Annotated in this window: 16 protein-coding genes and 1 pseudogene; 16 read left to right on the top strand and 1 reads right to left on the bottom strand. The window is 40.8% G+C overall.

Annotated elements, in window-relative coordinates; all coding sequences use genetic code 11:
- Positions 1-2: 2 nt before the first annotated feature.
- Positions 3-905, bottom strand: a complete 903-nt coding sequence (locus tag IGI92_RS09620; protein WP_301387683.1) for an AraC family transcriptional regulator — start codon at positions 903-905, stop codon at positions 3-5.
- 118 nt (positions 906-1,023) lie between these two features.
- Here IGI92_RS09620 and IGI92_RS09615 point away from each other — a divergent pair.
- The 16 genes and pseudogenes from IGI92_RS09615 to IGI92_RS09540 all read left to right on the top strand — a co-directional run bounded on the left by IGI92_RS09615 (position 1,024) and on the right by IGI92_RS09540 (position 23,887).
- A pseudogene (locus IGI92_RS09615) lies at positions 1,024-3,035 on the top strand (beta-galactosidase).
- A 29-nt stretch (positions 3,036-3,064) separates the two neighbouring features.
- Positions 3,065-4,237, top strand: a complete 1,173-nt coding sequence (locus tag IGI92_RS09610; protein ID WP_301387687.1) for an MFS transporter — start codon at positions 3,065-3,067, stop codon at positions 4,235-4,237.
- A 62-nt stretch (positions 4,238-4,299) separates the two neighbouring features.
- Complete coding sequence (locus tag IGI92_RS09605) at positions 4,300-5,208, top strand: ROK family protein (RefSeq protein ID WP_430606835.1); 909 nt, start codon at positions 4,300-4,302, stop codon at positions 5,206-5,208.
- A 225-nt stretch (positions 5,209-5,433) separates the two neighbouring features.
- Positions 5,434-6,486: an LPXTG cell wall anchor domain-containing protein gene (locus IGI92_RS09600; protein WP_301387691.1), complete on the top strand. Its 1,053-nt coding sequence runs from the start codon at positions 5,434-5,436 to the stop codon at positions 6,484-6,486.
- Positions 6,487-6,783: 297 nt separating this feature from the next.
- The gene (locus tag IGI92_RS09595; RefSeq protein WP_301387693.1) at positions 6,784-8,307 is read left to right on the top strand and encodes a helix-turn-helix domain-containing protein; all 1,524 of its coding nucleotides are present in this window, start codon (positions 6,784-6,786) and stop codon (positions 8,305-8,307) included.
- Positions 8,308-8,547: 240 nt separating this feature from the next.
- Positions 8,548-9,456 (top strand): ABC transporter ATP-binding protein, encoded by a 909-nt coding sequence (locus IGI92_RS09590; RefSeq protein WP_144330586.1) that lies wholly within the window; start codon positions 8,548-8,550, stop codon positions 9,454-9,456.
- A 2-nt stretch (positions 9,457-9,458) separates the two neighbouring features.
- On the top strand, positions 9,459-10,262 hold the full coding sequence (locus tag IGI92_RS09585) for an ABC transporter permease (RefSeq protein WP_301387697.1): 804 nt from the start codon (positions 9,459-9,461) through the stop codon (positions 10,260-10,262).
- 107 nt (positions 10,263-10,369) lie between these two features.
- Entirely contained in the window at positions 10,370-10,588 is a 219-nt protein-coding gene (locus IGI92_RS09580; RefSeq protein WP_005235432.1) for a YneF family protein, read from the top strand.
- Positions 10,589-10,786: 198 nt separating this feature from the next.
- Positions 10,787-12,535 carry an ABC transporter ATP-binding protein gene (locus tag IGI92_RS09575; protein ID WP_301387698.1) on the top strand — a complete coding sequence of 583 codons (1,749 nt, stop codon included), beginning with the start codon at positions 10,787-10,789 and terminating at the stop codon, positions 12,533-12,535.
- Complete coding sequence (locus tag IGI92_RS09570) at positions 12,535-14,310, top strand: ABC transporter ATP-binding protein (protein WP_144330589.1); 1,776 nt, start codon at positions 12,535-12,537, stop codon at positions 14,308-14,310. Before IGI92_RS09575 ends, IGI92_RS09570 begins: the two co-directional genes overlap by 1 nt.
- A gap of 669 nt (positions 14,311-14,979) precedes the next feature.
- Positions 14,980-16,332: an SLC13 family permease gene (locus IGI92_RS09565; RefSeq protein ID WP_008378434.1), complete on the top strand. Its 1,353-nt coding sequence runs from the start codon at positions 14,980-14,982 to the stop codon at positions 16,330-16,332.
- A gap of 62 nt (positions 16,333-16,394) precedes the next feature.
- The gene (locus IGI92_RS09560) at positions 16,395-18,524 is read left to right on the top strand and encodes a hydantoinase/oxoprolinase family protein (protein WP_016612222.1); all 2,130 of its coding nucleotides are present in this window, start codon (positions 16,395-16,397) and stop codon (positions 18,522-18,524) included.
- Entirely contained in the window at positions 18,521-19,255 is a 735-nt protein-coding gene (locus tag IGI92_RS09555) for a hypothetical protein (RefSeq protein ID WP_005235446.1), read from the top strand. Before IGI92_RS09560 ends, IGI92_RS09555 begins: the two co-directional genes overlap by 4 nt.
- 148 nt (positions 19,256-19,403) lie before the next feature.
- The gene (locus tag IGI92_RS09550; protein ID WP_005235448.1) at positions 19,404-20,513 is read left to right on the top strand and encodes a LacI family DNA-binding transcriptional regulator; all 1,110 of its coding nucleotides are present in this window, start codon (positions 19,404-19,406) and stop codon (positions 20,511-20,513) included.
- A gap of 414 nt (positions 20,514-20,927) precedes the next feature.
- The gene (gene licT, locus IGI92_RS09545; RefSeq protein WP_005235451.1) at positions 20,928-21,770 is read left to right on the top strand and encodes a BglG family transcription antiterminator LicT; all 843 of its coding nucleotides are present in this window, start codon (positions 20,928-20,930) and stop codon (positions 21,768-21,770) included.
- A gap of 197 nt (positions 21,771-21,967) precedes the next feature.
- Positions 21,968-23,887, top strand: a complete 1,920-nt coding sequence (locus tag IGI92_RS09540; protein WP_005235453.1) for a beta-glucoside-specific PTS transporter subunit IIABC — start codon at positions 21,968-21,970, stop codon at positions 23,885-23,887.
- Positions 23,888-23,899: the final 12 nt, after the last annotated feature.

Raw genomic sequence — 23,899 nt, 5'->3', positions numbered from 1 at the left:
GACTAATCATTTTCTTTCAGTGATTTGTAGTACTTATTCCAGTATTGTTGCGGAGACATGTTGACCCACCGCTTAAATTGTTTGCTGAAACTTGCTAGGGAGTTAAAACGCAGTTGTTCACTGATTTCATCAATCGAAAGGGAGTGGATCTTAAGCAAATTTTTTGCTTCTTTTAAAATTAAGGATGATTCATATTTTTTTGGAGAAAGACCATACACTCTTTTAAAGAGTGTACTACCATAAGATGCTTGGATACCAATCTCTTCAATCAGCTCCTTGATTGATACATCAGACAAACAGCGCTGTTTTTGAGGATCTTTCCAAATTTTCTGTAACTCTAACTGAATTTTTTTTGAAATAGTTTTTGCGTAGTGAATCGTTAAGTTGCTGTTTTCTTGGAAGAGCTGCTGTTGCTTTTTTTTCTCAATCTCATGATTTAATATAAGCAGAAATTGGGATAATAAAATTTGAATGTGCATTTTCTTCTCGAATTCTTTGATAGTGGGGTTATTGATCAATTGTATCCAACGTTGGATTACTTCTTTAATTTCTATAAAAAAACTACTTTGTGGTGTAATCTTAATATCGCTGTAATTGATCATATCAGAGACGAAATCTGGGTCGTCAATATCAAAATGCGTGCAAAAATAATGAAGCTTAGGACCGGCCTGGATTTTGTGAAGGCTGTTTGGGGGAATAATGACCATGTCACTTGTTTCTAAGTGGTAACAAGTCTTATCTATAATAACATCTTCACTTCCTTGAATGACATAGATCAATTCAAAAGCCAAGTGCTTGTCCTCAGCTACAGACCATCCCTCATCGACTTCTTGTGTATGCCCCCCGAAGAACGATAATTTCCAATCAATTGCTGGTAATCGCTTAGCATCTTTTAATATACTCATAGATCCACCACCTGAAAAATGTACAAATTCTTTAAATATTTGTCCATATACAGATTAGCAAATGTTTTATAGAATGTAAACACAAATATAAAGCGGTTTCAAAGAGAGGGGAAGATTTATGAGTAAGATTCACTACGGCGTTGCTTATTATGATGAGTATATGCCCTACGATCGGTTGCAAAAAGATATTGAAATGATGAAAGACGCGAATATTAATGTTGTGCGCATTGCGGAAAGTACTTGGAGTACCCATGAACCACAAGAAGGAGTTTTCGATTTCCAGTCGGTCCATCGTGTTTTAGATGCAATGCATGCAGCCGGAATTGATGTAATCGTAGGAACACCGACGTATGCTGTACCGACTTGGCTAGTAAAAAATATCCGGAGGTATTGGTTACTACGAAAGAAGGAAAGAAAACGTACGGCGCGCGACAAATTATGGATATAACAAATCCTCAATTTCTTTATTACAGTGAACGAATTATACGAAAGCTGATTGAGGAAGTAATTGATCATCCAGCGGTGATTGGTTTTCAGGTAGATAATGAAACGAAACATTATGGAACTGCAGGAGAAAATGTCCAGATTCAATTTCAAAAATATTTAAAAGAAATGTTCAGTTATGATTTGGAAGCAATGAATCAAGCCTTTGGTTTGTCTTATTGGAGCAATCGCATCAATGCTTGGGAAGATTTTCCATCTGTTAATGGTACGATCAATGGGAGCTTAGGCAGTGAGTTTTCAAAATTCCAAAGAAAACTTGTCACTGACTTTTTAGCATGGCAAGTTTCGATCGTCAATGAATATAAGAAAGATCATCATTTTGTCATGCACAACTTTGATTTTGAATGGCGTGGCTATTCTTTCGGCATTCAACCAGACGTCAATCATTTTGAAGCTGCAAAACCTCTCGATATTACTGGAATTGATGTTTACCATCCTTCACAGGATGAACTCACGGGCAGAGAAATTTCATTTGCGGGGGATGTTGCTAGGACAACAAAAGATCAAAATTATTTTGTTGTTGAAACAGAAGCACAGGCCTTTAAGGAATGGGTTCCTTATGAAAATCAGTTGCGAGTGCAAGCGTTCAGCCATATTGCTTCAGGTGCATCAATGATCTGTTATTGGCACTGGCATTCGATTCATAATTCCGCTGAAACCTATTGGAAAGGTTTGTTAAGCCATGATCTGCAACCAAATCCAGTTTATAACGAAGCGAAAATTATTGGCTCAGAGTTGAAAAAATACCAAAAAGAACTTTATGGGTTACAACAGAAAAATCAAGTTGCCTTTGTTGTCAGCAATGAGAGCTTGACAGCCATAAATGACTGGTTCCCGTTTTCTGGTCATGAATTATATAATAACGGTGCGCATGGCTACAATGATATTTTTCGTCAACTATATGACGAACTTTATAATTTGAATGTTGGTGCTGATGCAATAAGTGTTGGTGATGAACGAATCAACCGTTACAAGTTGCTGATCGTCCCAGCTTTATACACTGCTTCTGACACAGAACTGGCACAGTTAAATCAATTTGTGGAAAATGGAGGACATATTCTTTACACCTTTAAGTCTGGCTTTACGGATGAGCATGTGAAAGTTCGGACCACCGCTCAGCCAGGTTATATCTCGGAAGTTTGTGGGGTCCACTATCAGCAATTTGTTAAGCCAAAGAATGTGACTCTGTCATTCGCGGATGACGAAGCAACAACGTATGATATTTCTGAATGGATGGAACTGTTGGTCCCAACTACTGCAGAGACGATCGCTTCATACAATCATCAGCACTGGGGAAAATATGCAGCCATCACAAAAAATCATTATGGAAAAGGCACAGCAACATATATTGGGTGCTTTGCTTCAAATGAAGTGATTCGTAAATTATTCATTGAAATATTGACCCATGCTCAAATTGAAAGACCCTCAGAAGCTTTCCCTGTAATTATCAAAAATTGTTTAAATGAACAGGGACAAAAAGTATCTTTCTACTTTAATTATTGTAATGATCCTCAAAAAATTTGTCTCACCAAAGAATATTTTGACCTTTTTGAAAATAAGACAACGATTGCCGGAACGAGTGTTGAGCTAAAACCTTGGGACGTCAAAATATTCATTCAAAAGTAATGAAAGCAATCAAAAAAAGGAGTGTTTTTATGGAGAAAACAAGACCGAGAAGTGCCAGCTTTAAGCTAGCACTTCTCTCAATTTCATTGATGCTGCAATCGGGCGGAACAATTGCCATAGCGGTCTCTAAAATGAAAGAAACCTTTGTTGATCATTCGGCGACTGCCGTTGAATCCTTAGTAACTGCACCAAATATTACCATCATGATCTTTGTTTTACTAAGCACATTTCTAGTTAGAAGTTTAGGGACAAAGACGGTTGTATTATTAGGATTGACGATTGCTGGGATCAGTGGAATGGTTCCCATGATTACAGAAAATTATACAATTGTTTATCTGTCGCGTTTAGCGCTTGGTGCGGGGTTAGGAATGTATAATTCATTGGCTGTGAGTCTGATTGATTATTTTTATGAAGGGGAGCTTCGTAATAAAATGCTAGGCTACCAAACTGCTTTTCAGAGTTTAGGTCAGATGATTATGACCTTTTTAGCAAGTCAGTTGGCTGTGATTAGTTGGCAGTATGCATACATCGTTTATGGTTTAGCCTTGGTACCAGTTGTTTTGTTTCTTTTCTTTATTCCAACAATTCACACGAAGACTGAAGGCGATGAGAAAGATAAGAGAACGATCAAAATAAATCCTTTTACCATTCTATCGACGCTAGGCTTCTTTTTCACCTTTGCATTTGTTATGAATTTATACACGAAAGCAACAACGTTTGTTTTAGAAGCAAATTTTTCGAATGCCGAGTTTTTAGGCACTGCTCTATCATTGGCGACGATCGTCGCATTTATTTGTAATTTTTTGTATGGAAACATTGTAAAGTATACGAAACATTACACAATGCCTATTAGTTATCTTATTTTGGGGATCTCATTCTTTTTAATCTCGAACAGTTCGAGCATGTTCTCATTGACTGTAGCAATCTTTTTAGCAAGTGCGGGAGCAGCATTATATACCCCCTATTCTTTTGGGATACTAATGCAAAAAGCACCGAGAAATGCGGCAAATTTAGCAGTATCAATTGGCATGGTAGGCGTTAATTTGGGTGTTTTCTTTTCCCCGTATATTATGTCTGCTATCAGCAACTTTTTTACTAATCAGTCAGCAGCATTCAGTATGCTTTCGTCAGGCTATGTCTTTACGGGCTTTGCTTTGATCACATTCTTCTTCAGTAAACAATTGAGAGTGTCAGAAAACTAACAAACTGAACTATTAGTTATGTAATTTAAAAACCAGTTCGATTAAAGAGCAGGAGTGGATAGATGAATTATTTAGGAATTGATGTTGGTGGTTCAGCAATCAAATTTGCATTGATCGACTACACAGGAAGCATCGTGGAGAAAAACCAACGTGTAACCCCGAATGATCTGACCGATTTCCTCGAAACGATTTCTTCTATTATTCAAAGCTATCATGACCAAATCAAGGGGGTAGGCATAAGTCTACCAGGTAAAATTGATACCAAAAAAGGAGTCGTGTATTTCGGGGGAGCACTAACGTATCTTCATGAATACCCACTAAAAAAATATATCGAAGAAACACACGGATTTACTTGTGCTTTGTCAAATGATGGAAAAGCTGCCGCGTTAGCAGAATGGTGGATTGGAAATCTAAAAGACTGTTCAAACGGGGCAGCGATTGTCTTGGGTACAGGCATTGGTTGTGGTTTTATTCTCGACAACAAGCTTTATCAAGGAAGCAATTTTCAGGCTGGTGAGATAAGCTTTTTAGCAAATATGACTGGAGAACTATCTTTGGAACAACTAATTGGAGTGAAAGGTTCCGCTGTAGGCTTCGTGCAAAGTGGGGCAGCACTTTTAAATATGGAAGATCAGTATGATGGGAAAAGTGTTTTTGATGAACTAGTCAAAGGTGAGAATGTGGCGTTAAAGAAATTGTTTGTGGACTATTGTCAGCTGATTGCACGGATGATTATTAATTTGCAGGTGACACTTGATCTTGACAAACTAGTGATTGGTGGAGGCATTAGTGCCCAACCGATTTTAATACAAGAAATAAAATACCAGTACCGTTCAGTTCGAAAACAGTTACCACTTTTGGAAATGAATTTTAAAGAAATTAGCATCGAAGCTTGTCTTTACGGGAACGAAGCGAACCTCCTTGGTGCGGTTTATAATTTATTACTATCTATCGAACAAAGGTTTTCTTGAATAGTGGTTTCGATTAAATGGAAGTAGAACAATCGTAAAATGTGTAAATAAGCACGCCCAATTTGATTCCGTGGAAGATTATAAATAAATTCAGATGCTTTATAGCAAAGGGAAGATGCCATTTTATGGCCACTTTCCTTTTTTTTTCGGCGCATGTTTTCTCTGAGAATTTATTATAATTTCCTTATCAAGTTATCTTGAAATATTCATTTAGGAAGTGAGGAAATGAGAAAGCTGGTTGGAATCGTGTTGATTTTGCGGTTAGCGGGATTATTGCTGCTGGTGTTTGGTTTCGATCATACTTCAGCAAAAGAACGAGCCGGAGGGAATTTATCGTTTTCTGTTCAAACGAACCGAGTGATCTATGATGAAGCCTTGAAAGTCATTACGATCCCGGTACGGCCGAACAAAACGCTGACTTCACAAAAGGTTCGTGTCCTACTAACTTATGGTTGGGATGGGAACGGTCACAGCGAAAAAGTGATCGGCGAAACAGTTTTAACGAATGTCGATTGGTTTTCAGGTGTTGAAAACTACTTAAGAATTCATGCTGAGATGGTTATTGATGAGATAAAAAGTATGGATAAAGTTGATTTAGTTGTCATATATGATGGTGAAACAACGATAACTGAGAACTTGAAGCCCAGTCAATGGCAAGTAATAACGCCCCCGAGCTCTAGCGAGACCACGAACTCTGAGATAAGCGCAAGCTCTAAGGTGACTGAAGAAACGGGCTCTTCCTTTAGTAGTATCGAACCGAAATTTAGCGACTCTCAATCCACGGATCCAAGGACTTCTACTACGGAAAACACAAGTCGGGATTCTCAAAGTATAGAAAGTAGTCACAATTCAAGTGAGTCAGAAAGTTTGAACACTCAACCAGTCAGTGAGAGCGAATCAAGTCAGATAACTAGGAGTCGAGAAACCACCGCAACAACAGGAACAACGACCGTTAGTGAAGCTGCATCTGAGGAGCTTTCAGATTCAGAAACGAAACCAAACAAATTAGCGCCGAACCAAAGTCAGTCAAGCAAGCTAAGTGTTTCCTCCAATGATCCCGCAGGCAAACAACTCGCTAAAGCATCGTCTTCAGTGAAAAAGGAACAGGAACAACGTACGAAGACAAGCAGTGCTAAGGAGGTCAATGGAGCCGTACTACCGAAAACCGGCAGCAAAAATACGAGTATTCACTATATCCTCTTTGGTCTAGGCGTGGTTATCCTTGCTGTCTTCCTTTACTGGCTGAATCGAAAGTTATTTTCTGATGAGAGGCAGTAAAGAAAAAAGCCAAGGAAAATGAGAGACTTGATAACCCACGATTGGAATTTTCTTCCCCAGAAAGCACAATCACGTTTTGTTTTACCGTTTTTAACAAAATGTCTGACGATCGTTTTGAGGCGTCAGACTTTTTTTATGAAAATATACAGATAACAAAAGGAAAATTTGTTAAAAGTAATTTGACAGAAAAGAGGGCACAGTGGTACGATCACCAAACATTCACAGCTTACAATTTTGTAAGATGACAAATTTAAGGTAAAAACAGCGTTTGCTGATTATACAAGCGAGGGAAATTTCATGTTACAGGCACTTTTGGATACGACAGAAAAACAAATTTATGCGTTTCTAAGTTATTGTTACGAAACGAACAAGAAAGACTATACAATGAAAGAGCTCTCAAGTGTTTTCGATAGGAAAACCAACAAAATGCAGTCGATCGTTCAGCAAGTAGAGGTGTTTCGTGCACGCTATCCTCAGTTTACTTTGACCTATGATCGGCTGGAGAAAGAAGTGTCCATTGCTTTTTCTCCACGATTCCTATTGAGTCAAGCCTATAGTGTATTGTTGCGGGGAACCGTTGGATTTATCTTGCTGGATGCACTCTTTCAGGGGGACTATCATTCCCTTGAACAACTCAGTCAAAAAACCTTTAGCAGTCCCCGCACGATTCAACGAAAATTGCAGGAGTTAAATCATGTTTTGGCGAACTATCATTTGTCCTATAGTTTAAAAAAAGGTGATCCTTTAGCAGGTGCTGAATATGCGATCCGCTATTTTTATCATCTTACCTATTGGCAAATTTTTGATGAGAAGGACTCACGAGTCTTGGCATCGCTCAAGGAGAAAGAGCAGGCTGTAGCGTTGTTTGAAACCCATGCTTCTTATATGAGAAAAATCGATATCGAGAAATTTCTTCATCTATTCGCTATCTCCGTGCAAAGAATCCATCAAAAGCATCCGCTTTCGTTTTTACCAAAAGAAGTACTGACGTTTGAGCACCCATTAATTGAAAAAAATCAGTTTGATCAGGTCTTTTTGAAACCATTGTTTAACAGGAATCATCTGTCGTTTTCTGATATTTCGGAGGATGAACGCAGCTTCTTGTATTATATGTTTGGCGTAATGAACACCTATCTTGAGGAGGATCTCGATGCTGCTAACATCTCGTGGCTGACTCAGCCAACGTACCAGCAAGAAGCGCAGCTCGTTGAAAAACTAGCCGTGTATTTTCGGTTGACGTTTACAGAAGCCGAAAAAAACTATTTACTGGTTAATCTGGTAATGATCCATTCCACCTCTGGCTGTTTTGGTACGCGACAAAAAAGCGATAGTTTTGGCAAAACAACCGACGAGCAAGACCTGCAAGGCGCTTTTCCGGTGCTCTATCCAACCATGAAACGGTTTTTTTTGGAAGCGACTGTTTCTTTACCAGCGTTGCGTAGATTACTGCAAATGAATGATCGCTTGATTTTCCAATACTGTATGTTACTGAGAGTTATTTTTATAAAATATGAACAGCCGGTCACGTTCTCGATCCATTCGAAATACGGAAAAACGCAAGAGCTTTGGATCAAGAACCGCTTAATGAATGCCACGCATCGAGCGATGGCCCATTATTCGCTGTCTCAAAAGCCAGATTTGGTGATCAGCGATTATCCGATCCATCAGGAATTTTCTGAGGAAGAACAGCCGTACCTCTTTTATTGGAATGGTCACCCAAGCGCAAAGGAGTGGAAACAGCTAAAGCAAGTGATCAAACAGATCAGAAGTGCCAAGAACAAGGCAGCGTTTGCCCAGCTGGCATTCACCCAAACGGAGTGATCCCGCTATAAGATCGATCAGATAGAACTTATAATTTTGCCAAGCTTTTGACCAGTAGCAATAGGTCAAACGTTAAAAGTAACAGTGTTAAACGAAGAGGTCAAGAAGCAAAAACAGGAACATCGTCGTTCCTTTTTCGCTTCTTGACTTTTTTTTACAGAGATGGCATGGTATACATATTATCATAACGTTTTTTATTTAAAATCGTTGCAGAAATGGTGTTAGGAAGAAGGGGTAACTTTGACAGAAGTATTAGCACTGCAAAATGTTTCCAAATTGATTGGAACCAAACGAATCATTGATGATGTTTCCTTTGTGGTGGACCAAGGACAAGTCGTTGGTTTATTAGGGCCTAATGGGGCTGGGAAGACGACGATCATTCGGATGATCGTTGGCTTGATGAAGCACAACACAGGATCGATTGCCATTATGGGAAATTTACTGGATTCTTCTTTTAAAACCGCGATTGCCTCAGTCGGAGCGATCGTTGAGAATCCTGAGTTTTATAATTATATGACCGGTTATGAGAATTTGATGCAATATCAGCGCATGGCGAAGAAAAAAAGTACGACAGCAGAATTAGAAGCACTTATTCGTCAGGTACATTTAGAAGGACATATCCATCAAAAAGTTAAAACCTATTCATTAGGGATGCGTCAGCGTTTAGGTGTTGCCCAGGCATTGGTCCATCAACCAGACTTATTAGTTTTAGATGAACCGATGAATGGCCTGGATCCTAAAGGCATGCGGGAGTTTCGAGAAATGATTCTTTCTTTGAGAGAAAAAGGAGTTTCTGTCTTAGTTTCCAGTCATCAATTAAGCGATATCGAACAAATTGCCGATCATTTGATCGTGGTGCAAAAAGGAAAAGTCACTCATCAAGTAGCAATGGCAGAGTTGAAAGCAGAGAAAAATGTACTGATTATTAAAACAGATGATAATGCGGAAACAGAAGCACTGTTAAAAGCTTCCTTTGAGGTCGAGGTCTTGCAGGTTGCAGATGAATTGCAAGTCACTCTAGCAACAGATCAGCGTTCGGCAATCGCTGCAGCGATCGTGACGGCTGGGATCGGCTTGAAAGAACTACGGACAAAGCAATCTTCTCTAGAAGATACATTCTTGGCTTGGACCGAAGAAGGAGGTTTGTAAGCATGCTGACATTGATTAAAAATGAATGGATCAAATTAACCAAAAAACGTTCTACTTGGATCATGCTGCTTTTATTGGTTCTAATGACTTTTGGGTTGACCTATGTGGTTCGCTTAGGTAGTCCCGAGATTGGTGCCAATGATTTATTCGCTTCTTTGAGCGACATGACTTCCTTTTTAAACTTATTTGTGGTGATTGTGGCAGCTTCTTCAGTGGCGGAAGAGTTCAGTCGTGGAACAATCAAGTTCTTATTGATTCGGCCTTTTTCCAGAAGCCAAATCTTAGCAGCAAAAGCCATCAACACGTTTTTATTTGCGCTTTTTTGGACTGCTGTTTTACTAATCAGTAGTTTAGCAGCCGCCAATTTATTTTTAGCAGCTGAATCACCTTTTGCTGCTACTGGCTACAACGGGCTAGCGGCGATTTTCGTTGCCCTTGTTTTTGCGGGAACCAACTTGCTATTGATTGTCTTTTATATTGCATTGACCATCTTTATCTCAGCCGTCATTCGCTCTCAAAGCCTGGCGGTTGGCTTAGGCTTGGGTATGTTGTTTGGAAGCAGCATCATCAACTCGATCATGCTTTTTGCTCAAGAAAAATACCCATGGCTGAAGTGGAACCCGTTTAATTTTATGAATATCAAAGAGCAGATACCGAGTTTATTAAATAGTCCTGACATGCAGATGACTGGCTTTGATCCGGGATTGGGCTATTGGGAAATGGCGATCGGGATCCTTGTTTATAGTGTTTTAATCTACCTTTTAACAAATTGGTTATTCAATAAAAGAGATGTCGCATTAAGTTGAGGAAACGAGTGAAAGTTTTTGGATAAATCCAGCTTTCACTCTTTCTTTTTGTGTTTTTTTCTAGTAAAATGATTCATTGAGAGTACAAGAGAAAGGAGAGTTTTCAAATGGTTAGTGTAGGAATCGTAATCGTGATCGCTGTTGTTGCAGCATTACTAGGCGCTGTCGGCGGCTTCTTTTTGGCGCGTAAATATATGCAAGATTATCTAAAGAAAAATCCTCCCGTTAATGAGGATATGCTTCGCTCGATGATGATGTCAATGGGTCAAAAACCTTCTGAGAAAAAGATTCGTCAGATGATGCAGCAAATGAAAAACCAAAAGTAGGTTTTTTTCTAAGAAGCGGGCTGATTTTATCAGCTCGCTTTTTATTGCGGCAAAATGCAGAAACTAATAGAATGTCCCCAGGCTGCTTTTTCTATTTACGTTCTGTGAATAGCGGGGTAGCAATCGAATCTGAATCTAATAAATATTCGGAAAAATCGCAAAATTTAGGCAACAGGTCACAAAGAAATGGAGAGTGTTATGTCAATATTTAGGAAGTTAGGTTGGTTTTTTAAACAAGAAAAGAAACATTATTTGTTAGGCGTAGGCTCTTTAGTCCTAGTCGCCTTGGTACAGTTGGCCCCTCCCAAAGTTATCGGGATCATCATCGATGAAATTGCGGAAAAAGAGATCTCGATGCAGACGATCTTTTTTTGGGTCATGATCTTGATTGCTTCAGCTATCGCTCAATATGTGTTTCGTTTTGTCTGGCGAACGCATATCTGGGGCAGTGCCGCTCGGCTAGAAAAAACGTTACGCAGACAGTTATTTGCACATTTTACAAGGATGGATCAGTTGTTTTATCAAAAGCATCGGACAGGTGATTTGATGGCCCATGCCACCAATGACTTGAATGCCATCCAGAATGTGGCAGGGGCGGGGATCTTGACCTTTGCTGATTCCTTCATCTCTGGTGGAGCTACCATCATTGCGATGGTTCTCTTTATCGATTGGCGGTTAACGATCATTGCTCTATTGCCGCTGCCTTTCTTAGCAGTCATGGCACGGGTTCTTGGTAGCAAATTGCATGATGCGTTTCGTGACTCGCAAGAAGCATTTTCTTCCATCAACGACAAAGCCCAAGAAAGTATTACTGGGATGAAAGTCATCAAAACCTTTGGACAGGAAAAAGAGGACATCGCTGATTTTCAAACCAAAATCGACCATGCCATCATCAAAAACCGCAAAGTCAATTTTCTGGATGCCTTATTTGATCCGTTTATTACGATCATCATTGGAATCTCCTATGTGCTGACGATCATCGTTGGCGGCAATTATGTCATGGACGGTACCATCTCGATCGGTCAATTGGTATCTTTCATCAGTTATATCGGTATGTTAGTTTGGCCAATGTTTGCCATCGGACGCCTGTTCAATGTGCTGGAACGAGGCAATGCAAGTTATGATCGGGTTGCCGAATTATTGGCGGCAAAGACCCATATCATTGAAGCCAAAGATGCGGTCGATACCCCAGCCCAAGGAACGGTGAACGTTCAAATCAATGAGTTTCACTATCAAGGAGATGATTTTGCCCTGCAAGACATCCACTTTACTTTGCCTGCCGGGCAAACACTAGGTGTCGTCGGGAAAACTGGTGCAGGAAAAACCTCTTTGATGAAGCTCTTGTTGCGAGAGTATGATTCATTTGATGGAGCGATCACCTTCGGGGGCATCGATAGCAAGCAATACTCCTTGAATGCTCTTTTGGGTTCGATTGGCTATGTTCCGCAAGATCATTTTTTGTTTTCCATGACGATTCGAGACAATATCCGCTTTGCGCAACCACGAGCTTCTCAAGCAGAAGTGGAAGCGGCTGCTAGATTAGCAGTGATCCACGAGGATATCAGTCAGTTTCCTGAAGGGTACGAAACGATGGTGGGGGAACGTGGTGTTTCTCTTTCCGGCGGACAAAAACAGCGTTTATCCATTGCCCGTGCCTTGATCACTGACCCAGAATTATTGATTTTAGATGACGCCCTTTCAGCAGTAGATGCCAAAACGGAAGAAGCTATTTTACAACAATTACTGACATTCCGTCAGAATAAGACAACGATCATTGCTACCCACCGCCTAAGCAGTGTCAAGCATGCAGAAGAAATTCTCGTGATCGACAATGGGAAAATCAGTGAACGTGGGACCCATGAACAATTATTGGCTGCATATGGCTGGTATAAAAAAATGTGGGACAAGCAGCAACTAGAAGCCAAAATCGAAGGGAGTGAAGCCTAATGCAAGAATCAGAATGGAGCAAATCGATTCCCTTTAAAGAACAAAAAAACATCATCAAACGAATGTTTCTTTTTGCCAAACCGTTTCGAAAAACCTTCTATGCAGCGATCTTTTTTGCTTTTGTGCTATCAATCATCAATATCTTGTTGCCTTTGATCATTCAAACCTTTATGGATAATTATTTGACCAATCAGACGGCGACCCAGCAAGTCATTTATTTCTTTGCTGCGTTGTATTTCTTTGGGGTGTTGGTAAAAGCCGTGATTTGGTTTTTCCAATGGTTCCTTTATTCAATGGGTTCTTTAAAAACCTATCAATATATTCGAGCAAAATTATTTGAAAAATTGCATAGTCTTGGGATGCGCTATTTCGATCAGACGCCAGCGGGTTCGATCGTTTCACGGGTCAGCAACGACACAGAAACATTGTATGAATTTTGGTATGTCTTCTTGATGGTATTGACAGGAATTTTTGCGGTGGTTTCTTCTTTTGCCGCCATGTTCCGCATCAACGTCAAAATTGCCTTACTAAACTTGATTTTTCTGCCAATCCTAATGGTAGTCATCTGGTATTATCAAAAATTCAGCTCTCGTATCTATCGTCAAATGCGGGAAAAACTGAGTCAGCTGAATACGAAATTGAATGAATCGATTTCTGGTATGCAGATCATTCAGCAATTCCGTCAAGAGGCGCGGCTGAATGAAGAATTCGAAGCGACCAACGATGATTATTTGAAAACCAGATACGCTATGATCCGCACGAATGCGCTGCTACTATCACCAATCATTAGTTTGTTGTATGCCTTAGCGATCGCCTTGTCATTGACGCTCTTTGGGTTTGATGCTTTAGAATCGCCGATTGAAGTTGGGTTAATTTTCGCCTTTACGACCTATATTCAAGGATTCTTTAATCCAATGACACAGATGATGGATTTTCTCAGCGTCTTTACTGATGGGATGGTAGCCGGCAGCCGGATTTTGAAGATTATGGATAACGAAGAATATACGCCGCAGCAAAACTCCGATGCCAGTCAAACCATCACCAAAGGAAAAATTGAATTTCGCGATGTCAGTTTTTCCTATGATGGAAAAAACAACGTATTGAATCATATTTCTTTCATCGCCTATCCAGGTGAGACCGTAGCTTTAGTCGGTCACACAGGAAGTGGCAAGAGCTCGATCATCAATGTGTTGATGCGTTTTTACGAATTTGGGGAAGGGCAAATTTTGATCGATGATCAAGATATCCGCGACTTCACGATGGAAGAGCTTCGGAAAAAAGTTGGACTCGTATTGCAAGATGCTTTCATGTTTTATGGGGACATCGCTGACAATATCCGCTTATTGAATCAGGACATTCGTGAAGAACAGATCGAAGCAGCAGCAAAATTTGTTCAAGCAGATGCCTTTATTCAAAAACTACCTGGTAAATACCACGCCAAAGTGATTGAACGGGGTGCCAGTTATTCAAGCGGGCAGCGGCAATTGATTTCCTTTGCCCGAACGATGGTGACCGATCCGAAAGTGCTGGTCTTGGATGAGGCGACTGCCAATATCGATACTGAAACAGAAGGACTGATCCAAGAAGGCTTAGCAAATATGCGTCAAGGGCGAACCACGATCGCGATCGCCCATCGATTGTCTACCATTCGCGATGCTGAGTTGATTTTGGTGCTTGATAAAGGCTCGATCGTCGAACGAGGCACCCATGAAGAACTTTTGGCTCAAAAAGGGTTGTATGCCGATATGTACCGTTTGCAGGCAAGTGAAGTTTAAACGGCCAATAGACCTTAAAATACCACGTAGGTATTTTAAGGTCTATTTTGTATAAATTGAACAAATGAAGCAAAAAATTTCTATTTGTGATTGACAGCGTTTTCACCCTTTGCTATCATGTAGACATTAAAACAACTAGCACCTAGTCAAACAAATGATTAATCGGTTATGATCCTTTTCGGTTTAGACTAGTAATTACGCTCGGTCAGGCGAGCGTCAGAGGAGCCTTATGTGAAATGTTGTGCAAACAAGAGGATCGAATCATAGAGGAGAAACAGGAGGGAAGCGGCTCTAAGCAAAAGGCAAGCATCCTGAGCCTATCTTTTACGAAGAGCCCAACCGACGAGAGTGGAATATGGAGGTTGATTTGAATAGTGGCAGCTCCCCATCGAGAAGGGATCGAAGGAGAATCGAGTGGAGGCTTAAAGATAGTGGATAAACACGAGATATTATTCGTTGTTTTATTTTTTTAAAATTTTTGTTAACCGGTTAACTAAAACGGTTAACAAAAAAGAGGAGGGAAGCAAACGTGGGAAATGGTCACAAGTCTAGCCGATTATTTCATGATAAAGGTCGCATTCAGCGAGAATAGGGGAAGTAGCAAACGTAGAAACTTGCAACACGATGTATGAACAAAAAAAGTTCAAATGGAAAGATGAGGGAAAATTTATGGTAGAAATTATAATTGGTATTTTAATGATCGTTTCTTTCTTAGGAATGGTTTGGTACTGCGTCAAAGGGTTCAACCTGATGGTGGGTTTCTTCGTTATGGCAACACTTTGGACTGTTTTAGCTTTTATTGGCAATGCGTTGAGTCCGGATTTAACAGCTTTGAATTTTGTCGATACGATCACAAATATTTATCAAACAGGACCCGCCGGTTTTGCTAGTTCTATTCTGGTCAATATTTTCTTCGGTTCCTTCTTTGGTCGGATTTTGATGGATACAGGGATCGCAGCAACGCTGATTCGCAAGGTTGTTGAGCTTGGTGGGGATAAACCACGGATCACCATGACCCTTTTATGTACTGTTACTGCTTTATGTTTCACTTCCATGACGGGCATTGGTCCTGTAATCTCTATCGCAGTGATCGTTATGCCAATTTTGCAAGCGTTGGGTATTCCAACAGCGATTGCTTTATTCGCTTTTATGGGTTCCATCATGGCGGGAATTTTTGCCAATGTAACAAATTTTGTGCAATACCAAGGTATTTTAGCGGCATTACAACCTGACGGAAGTCAATCCATGATGGAATATGGGTTTTCCGACTATTTCACATTCGGCATGATTGCACTAGTCGTTTCCTTACTTGTGACATTGGTTTTTGCCAATATTGCTTTAAGTCGTGCGAAATCATCAAAAGTCAAAGCGTGGGCTTCCACACCTGGCGCAACTTCAGGCGATGCTCCTTGGTATTCTTGGGTAGCTGTGATCGCACCAGTCTTACTCGTTGTGTTTGCTGAATTTCCTATTATTCCAGCATTTATTCTCGCAGCTTTGTACGCCTTACTGACTTGCGGAAAATTAAAAGGTGGTTTCGTGAATATTTGCCGCATGTTAGCTAAACAATTTGCAGATGGTGCTGTCGATGTTGCGCCCCTGGTAGGTTTCTTATTAGTACTGGCTATGTTTAATTCAGCTGCAAGTCTAGCGGTTCCTTTCTTTGAACCAATCGTTGGCGGTCTAGTTCCTCATAGTACCGTGGCTCTTGCGATCTTATTTGCCATCTTAGCGCCCCTTGGTTTCTTCCGCGGTCCTTTGAACTTAGTCGGATCAGGAGGCGCAGTAGCGGCAGTGATCTTAGCTGCCACAAATTGGGATCTGGCATTCATTTTTCCACTTTTCGCTGTGGTCACGATCGCTCCTCAGCATTTGGATATTACTCAGTCATGGGTAGCATGGGGTCTAGGACATCATAAAGTTGGTTCTAAAGATTTCATGAAGTTTTCGATACCAGCTGGGTGGCTTTCTAGTGCGATCCTGTGTATCATTGCGCTCATTTTGTTCGGTTTGAATAACTAGTCGATGAAAGAACGTAGCTAATCAATAAATCATGCAACTATGGATGTAGGAGGAAAGTGGAAATGAGTGAATTAAGAAAAGTTAGAATGGGGATCGATGTAGGCGGTACCCATACAAAAGCTGTCGCTATCGATAATCTGACTCACGAGATCATAGGAAAATCCAGCGTGAAGACCACTCATGATCATGAACGGGGGGTAGCTGCTGGCGTTGTCGAGAGTTTTCAAAATTGTATGAAAGAAAATGATATTGACCCAAAAAGTGTGATTTTTGTTGCTCATTCAACCACCCAAGCCACGAACGCTTTGATTGAAGGGGATGTGGCTGACATTGGTGTTTTCGGTATGGCTCGTGGTGGTTTCGAAGGATTTCTGGCAAAGCGTCAATTAAAAATTGCCGATATCGTTCTAGGGAATCAGCGATCCATTAAGATCATCAATGCCTTCTCAAAACTCAAAGGAATGAATAAAGCGAGTGTTGAAGAAATGATCGATGATCTAGTGAGGCAAGGATCAGAAGTGATCGTCGCTAGTATGGCTTTTGGTGTAGATAATAATGATGCTGAGAATCTAGTGATGGAAGTTTGTACAGAAAAAGGAATTCCATGTACTGTTGCTTCAGATATCACGAAACTTTACGGATTGACCAGAAGGACACGAACTGCCACTATCAATGCAAGTATTTTACCTAAAATGTTATCTGTCGCAAATTCCACGGAAGTCTCTGTGAAGGAGTCTGGTGTAGATGTACCCTTAATGATCATGAGAGGCGATGGTGGGGTTATGGAGATTGCTGAGATGAAAAAGCGGCCAGTTCTGACCATGCTCTCGGGTCCGGCAGCTTCAGTAATGGGTTCACTGATGTATTTACGAGCATCAAATGGCGTGTATTTTGAAGTAGGCGGCACAACCACCAATATCGGTGTCATTAAAAACGGACGGCCAGCGATCGACTATTCTGTCGTTGGCGGACATGAAACATACATTTCCAGTTTGGATGTACGAATCACGGGCTGTGCAGGGGGGTCCATGATTCGCGCAACTGCTAATGGAGTGGTAGATGTAGGACCTCGTTCTGCACATATTGCCGGTCTTGACTACGCAGTTTACTCTGATCCAATCAACTGGACAGGAGGAACGGTGGAATTCTTTAGTCCGAAAGAAGGCGATCCTGCAGATTATGTTGCAATCAAATTTGATAATGGTGATCGGGTAACCATCACCAACTCATGTGCAGCAAACGTGTTGGGCTTGATCAAACCGGAACATTTCTCTTATGGGAATATCGAAGCGGCTCGAAAAGCGATGGGCGTATTAGCGGATTATTGTGGCACGACGATCGAAGATATCGCGACTCAAATCATGGAGCGTTCTTACGCAAAATTAGAGCCAGTCATTTTGGCTTTAGCAGAAAAATACAAACTAGAAAAAAGCCAGATTTCATTAGTAGGAGTTGGCGGCGGCGCTTCGTCATTAATTATCTACTTGTCAGAAAAAATGGGCGTAAAATATTCGATTCCGGAGAATGCTGAAGTGATTTCCTCTATTGGCGTCGCCCTAGCGATGGTACGAGATGTCGTTGAACGGATTATTCCTTCACCTTCGAAAGAAGACTTGCGATCAATCAAAACAGAGGCTATCAATAAAGCCATTGAGAGTGGGGCTACCCCAGAAAGTGTGGAAGTCTTTATCGAAATCGATCCTCAAACGTCTAAAGTCACAGCCATTGCAACTGGTTCCACCGAAGTCAAGACGACGGATCTTTTAGCAGAGGCAACCGTCGAGGAAGCCCAAGAATTAGCAGCGGGCGATTTAGGGCTACCTACTAACGAAATTGATCTTTTAGAGAAAAGCTCGCATTTTTATGTGTTTGGAACCCGTGTTTCTACAGGAGACAATCCGGCAATTCGAATCCTTGATAAAAAAGGCTTTATTAAAGTACAACGAGCTTCAGGGAAGGTCATCAAAACCACCGCGGAGAATTATGTGCAAGCAGTCGAGCAACTATGGGATGATTTGGCGATCTATCAGACAGAAGTGATTTTGCGTCCAGATTTCTATATTTGTGCCGGACCTCGGGTGATGGATTTTTCAGTAAACGATTTGGAGGCATTGATGTTGTTGATCGATATCGAAATGTCGACTTTAGATTCTAATGAAGAAGTGATGATTCTGGCGGCGAACTCCCTATGATCAAGCAGAGGTTTTTCTTAAAACAGCAAAATACGGTTGATCTGGCATTATTAGAAAAGTGGTATGAACAGCTCATGCCCATCAGCGAATTCAGTTGGGGAGTATTTGAGTTTACCCGCGAGATGCTACGTAATAAAGTGAGGGAAGAGGAAAAAAACGAAATCATTGAAGAAGCCATCTTATGTGGTAGAACATGGGCGCAAAAAATGCTCGACCAGTTTGATTTGAAAAAACAGGAAAAGGCAGATCGTGCCTGGTACTTGGCGAATAAGCTTGGTTTATCAATTACGGAAAGATCTGGAAAACCGACGAAGTTTCGCATGGTCTTTGCGCAGTTTGTCATGGAGCGCTCCATTGAATTGATCACTGAACCCATTGCTGCCTACACTGTGCTGACTCAATCTTCGCAAATATTGCCTAAACCAGAAGTTGTCCGAGGGATCTTGATCGCCCATGAAATTTTTCACTATTTAGAAGAGCAACATGGTGCCACGATGTACCATATCACCAAAACGATCCCACTGTGGCGCTTTTTTTCCTACGAGCACCGGTCAACGGTTGGTTGTGCTTCGGAAATTGCTGCGATGGCTTTTGCAAAAGAACTGTGTGAGGCAGACTTTGTGCCTCAAATATTAGATATTTTGCTTTCCTATCCGTTGGAAGTGGACTTTTCAAAAAGTATATATGAAGTCGTGCAGCAAGAAATGCGCCACATTGAAGCAATGGGCTAGTTCTTTGAAAATAGCTCACTTAGCGGCTTCTTTACGATCTGTCACTATTGAGATAGGACAGTCCGTGTCGAACGAAATCGGTCCTTGTTCATTTTTCAAGGGTTCCATGATATAATTGACCAACAGCAAAAAGCAAGGCGTGGATTGAATGGCAAATGAGAAAATCACCATTAAGATGGTGTCAGAAAAAGCAAATGTTTCAAAAACCACCGTTTCTAGATATTTGAATGGCAAATATGAATTTATGTCAGCAGAGACAAAAAAGCGCATCGAAGAAGTGATCGCAGAGCTTGAATACCGTCCAAATGCGCTAGCACAGGGGTTGAAAAACAATAAAACGGGATTGATCGGCATCGTTGTCAGCAATATCATGATCCCGGAAGTAGCAGCTTTAGTTCGAGGCGTCAATGATTATTGTATACGAAAATCTTTTCAGGTGATTCTTGTTGAAACCGATCAAAAAAATATTTCTCAGCAGGATCAAATCCAAGCGTTGATCGACCGTCAAGTGGAAGGGCTTATTCTATCGTCGAATCAGGACGAAGCATTCGTGAAAAGCTTGACTGAGCAAAAGGTCAAAATCGTGCTGGCTGATTGCACGATCGAAGAATTGATGATTGATACAGTCATCGTTGATAATGAAAAAGCGACGGCCGAGATGATTCAACGTATTTATTCAGAAGGCTTTGATCGAGTCGCTTACTTTACACCACCGCTCACAACGCCTAGTCGGAAGAAAAAACTTGCTCTTTTTCTGGAAAGTTCTAAAATCGCAGTCAGAAATCCTGAGCAACTAGCATTTGAGATCGAAGAAACACAAGTGGCATTTGACGCGTGTAAGGAATCACTAAACGAATTGTTGAAAAAAAATCAAGGCTATCGTTTAGCAATATTAGCTGAAAACAGTGAGTTGATGTTTGCATTGATCCATGTGATCTATAGCTTGGGCTTGCGGATTCCAGAAGACGTTGCGATCGGGGGCTATGATGATTTAGGCTGGAACAAACTTTATCATCATGAAATGTCTGTGATTGAAAAACCGTCGTATGAAATTGGTTCGCAAGCTGCTGAACTTTTAGTCAAGCGGATCTCAAAAGGGAAAATGCAGTATAAACCAAAAGTGATCGAAGTACAGCCAAAAATCAAAATGAGTGGTTCGACACAAGTGAGTGACAATAGTTTTGATAAAATCGTTATCCGTATGAACCAAGAAAACCAGCCTTACATCAAAAAAAATTATCGTAAACAAGATGATTAGCTTTTTTTGAAAAAACAAGAAGCAAATGACATAATAGCCGACTCCCCATCATTAGACTGATCAGTCAAGTCTTTGGGGAGCGGTTTTTTATCGTTCGTTAAGGTTTTGTCTTTATCTAAGATAAGAACGAATAAAAATTGATCCCTCGTGTTTTCAACAAACGATCAATAGATTCGTATTAGGTGTCAGTAAAAATAACGAACAACGATTGACAGCGCTTTCTACCTTTGCTATGATAAAGATAATAGAACTGGTTCTAATGGATAGTGATTGTTGATTTTTAACAAGCTAAACCTGATGAAGCTGCGGTATTTGCGCTGCTTTCATGAGGTTTTTTCTGTGTTGACTGTTGGCTAAACAATAAAGACAAGCAATGAACCATATCCGCAATGATAAAGTAAGTGGGGGTAGGACATGAAAATCAGTAAAGTGTTAAACAATAATGTTGTGATCACTACCGATCAAAGTCAAAACGAGATTATTGTTATGGGGCGGGGGATTGCCTTTAAGAAAAAAGTGGGAGATGACATTTCTTCAGAAACGGTCGATAAAGTATATCGCTTAGAAAATCAGACGATCTTATCTCAATTTCAAGAGCTGCTTGCTGACTTACCACTGGAATATCTTGAATTATCCAATGAGATCATTGAGTATGCTCGGCGAGAATTGTCATCCCCCATCAATGATTCCATCTACATCTCGCTGACAGATCATATGCACTGTGCCATTGAACGATCGAAAAAAGGAATGACGGTCAAAAATGTCTTATTGTGGGATATCAAGCGTTTTTTCCCCGATGAGTACCAAATAGGCTGCAAAACAGTAGAAAAAATCAAAGAACATTACGGGATTCAGCTGCCAGATGATGAAGCTGGCTTTATTGCTCTGCATCTGGTCAATGCGCAAACCGAAAATGGTGACCAAGGCAATATTGCTGAGCTAACCCAAACGATGCAAGACATCATTAACATTGTTAAATATTTTTTCAAAACCACCTTTGATGAAGAGTCCGTTTATTTTTATCGCTTCACTACGCATTTGAAATTTTTTGTCTCAAGAATGCAAAACCATACCCCTCATACGGATGAAACCGATGAAGATCTTTTGGCTATGGTCAAAGTGAAGTACCGAAATGCGTATCAATGCGTACAAAAAATCGCTGAACTATTAGAAAATCAGTATCAGTATCAAATGTCCAGTGACGAAAGTTTGTATTTAACGATTCATATTGCCAGACTTGTGCAAAAAAATCGTTGATTGAAATAAAGAAGAAAGGAGAAGGAGTTTTACTCAGTGCAAGATATAGAAGAAAGAATAATTTTTTGGCAATGATTTTTATTAAAACGTATTTTTAGGACCGCTAGTTAAGAAGTAGCATATCAAAGACGAAACATTTTGGATAGTGACATTCAGTTGGCTAAACCTTCAATACAAAAAAATTGGAGGAATCAAAAATGGGTAAATATCGTGAATTAGCAGAAAAAATTGTCGCAAATGTCGGTGGGAAAGAGAACATCAATAGCTTGACGCATTGTATCACACGCCTGCGTTTTAAATTAAAGGATGAAGGCGTCGCAAATGATGAAGTCTTAAAGAATATGGAAGGTGTCGTGACGGTCATGAAGAGTGGCGGTCAATACCAGGTGGTTATCGGAAACCATGTGCCAGATGTCTATGCAGAAGTGATCGATGTTGCAGGAATCAGTGGTGATGCTGAAGAAACAGCCTCAGGTGGCAACTTGTTTGATCGTTTGATCGATATTTTGAGCGGCTGCTTCCAACCCTTCTTAGGTGCTTTGTGTGCGGCTGGGATGATCAAAGGACTAAACGCACTGTTGCTTTTTATTGGTACAACAGGTTTGATCGATTATACAACAACGACTGGTACCTATGTGATGTTCAATGCGATCGGTGATTCGATCTTCATGTTTATGCCGGTGATTTTAGGGTATACGTCAGCAAAAAAATTCCGCTTAAATCCAATGGTGGGAATCGTGATCGGGTCGGCGCTTTGCTATCCGACGATTCAAGGATCAGCCTTGCAAGCGGCATTTGTTGCCGGAGCTGGCGAGGGAGCTGCTGCACCTTATAGCTTATTAGGCTTGCCAGCGTATGAAACCTTCTTAGGGATTCCGTGGGTTGGTGCGACATATACTAGTAGTGTGGTTCCAGTAATCTTTATCATCGCATTCGCTGCACAAGTTCAAAAATTGGCGAAGAAAATCATTCCGTCTGTTGTCCAAACATTTTTAGTGCCTTTCTTGGTTTTATTGATTGCATTGCCAATTGGCTTTTTGGTGATTGGACCTGTGATCAGTATGTTGACGGATCTTTTAAGCTCAGGATTTGAAGCATTGATGGACTTCTCTCCAGCGATTTATGGTTTGTTATTAGGCTTCTTCTGGCAAGTCTTGGTTATTTTCGGCTTGCATTGGTCAGTTGTGCCACTACACATTATGCAAGTGACACAGCTCGGCTACAGTCAAATTTTGGTAGCATCATTTGGTGCCAGCTTTGCCCAAACAGCGGTAGTGATGGCTATGTACTTTAAACTTAAAGACAAAAAACTAAAAGCTCTATGTCCACCAGCCATTATCTCAGGACTTTTCGGTGTAACAGAACCAGCAATTTATGGGATCACGTTACCGAAAAAAATGCCGTTTTTCTTCTCAATGATTGGTGGGGCGGTCGCAGGTGCCTTCTTAATGATCAATGGCACAACGAGCTATACCTCTGGTGGTTTAGGCGTCTTTGGAATCTTTAACTATATCACTCCAGAAGGCGATGCCAGTGGCATGTGGTTCTCGGTCATCGGGATCTTGATCGCTGCAGCGATTGGTTTTGGTTTGACGATGGCTTTCTGGAAAGATGATGCGGTGGAAGAAGAAATCGCAGAAGGACAACCAGCGATGACTGTTCGGAAAGAAGTAATCACTTCCCCTGTTGAAGGAACGATCGCACCACTAAGCAGTGCAAAAGATGAAGCCTTCGCACAAGGGATTCTAGGAAAAGGCATCTTGATCCATCCCTCAAAAGGCGAAGTTGTGGCTCCTTTTGACGGAACAGTAATGACCTTGTTCCCAACCAAACATGCCATTGGGTTGATCTCTGAGAACGGCTTAGAGCTTTTGATCCATATTGGTTTAGATACTGTTCAATTAAACGGTGAATACTTTGAAGCCCATGTGAAGCAAGGAGACACGGTGACTCGCGGACAAAAATTGATCACCTTTGATAAGGATGCATTGATCAAAGCTGGATTTAATATTGAGACCCCAGTGTTAGTCACCAACTCCGCCGATTATTTGGATATCATCGAGTCAGACAAACGTGAGGTAGGCTGTTCCGATGATTTGATCACGGCTTTAGTTTAGCCAAAAACTTTC

The sequence above is a fragment of the Enterococcus sp. DIV2379 genome (assembly GCF_050542965.1).
GTDB classification, from domain to species: domain Bacteria; phylum Bacillota; class Bacilli; order Lactobacillales; family Enterococcaceae; genus Enterococcus_D; species Enterococcus_D entomosocium.
This window is presented reverse-complemented; position numbering and strand designations above follow the sequence as displayed.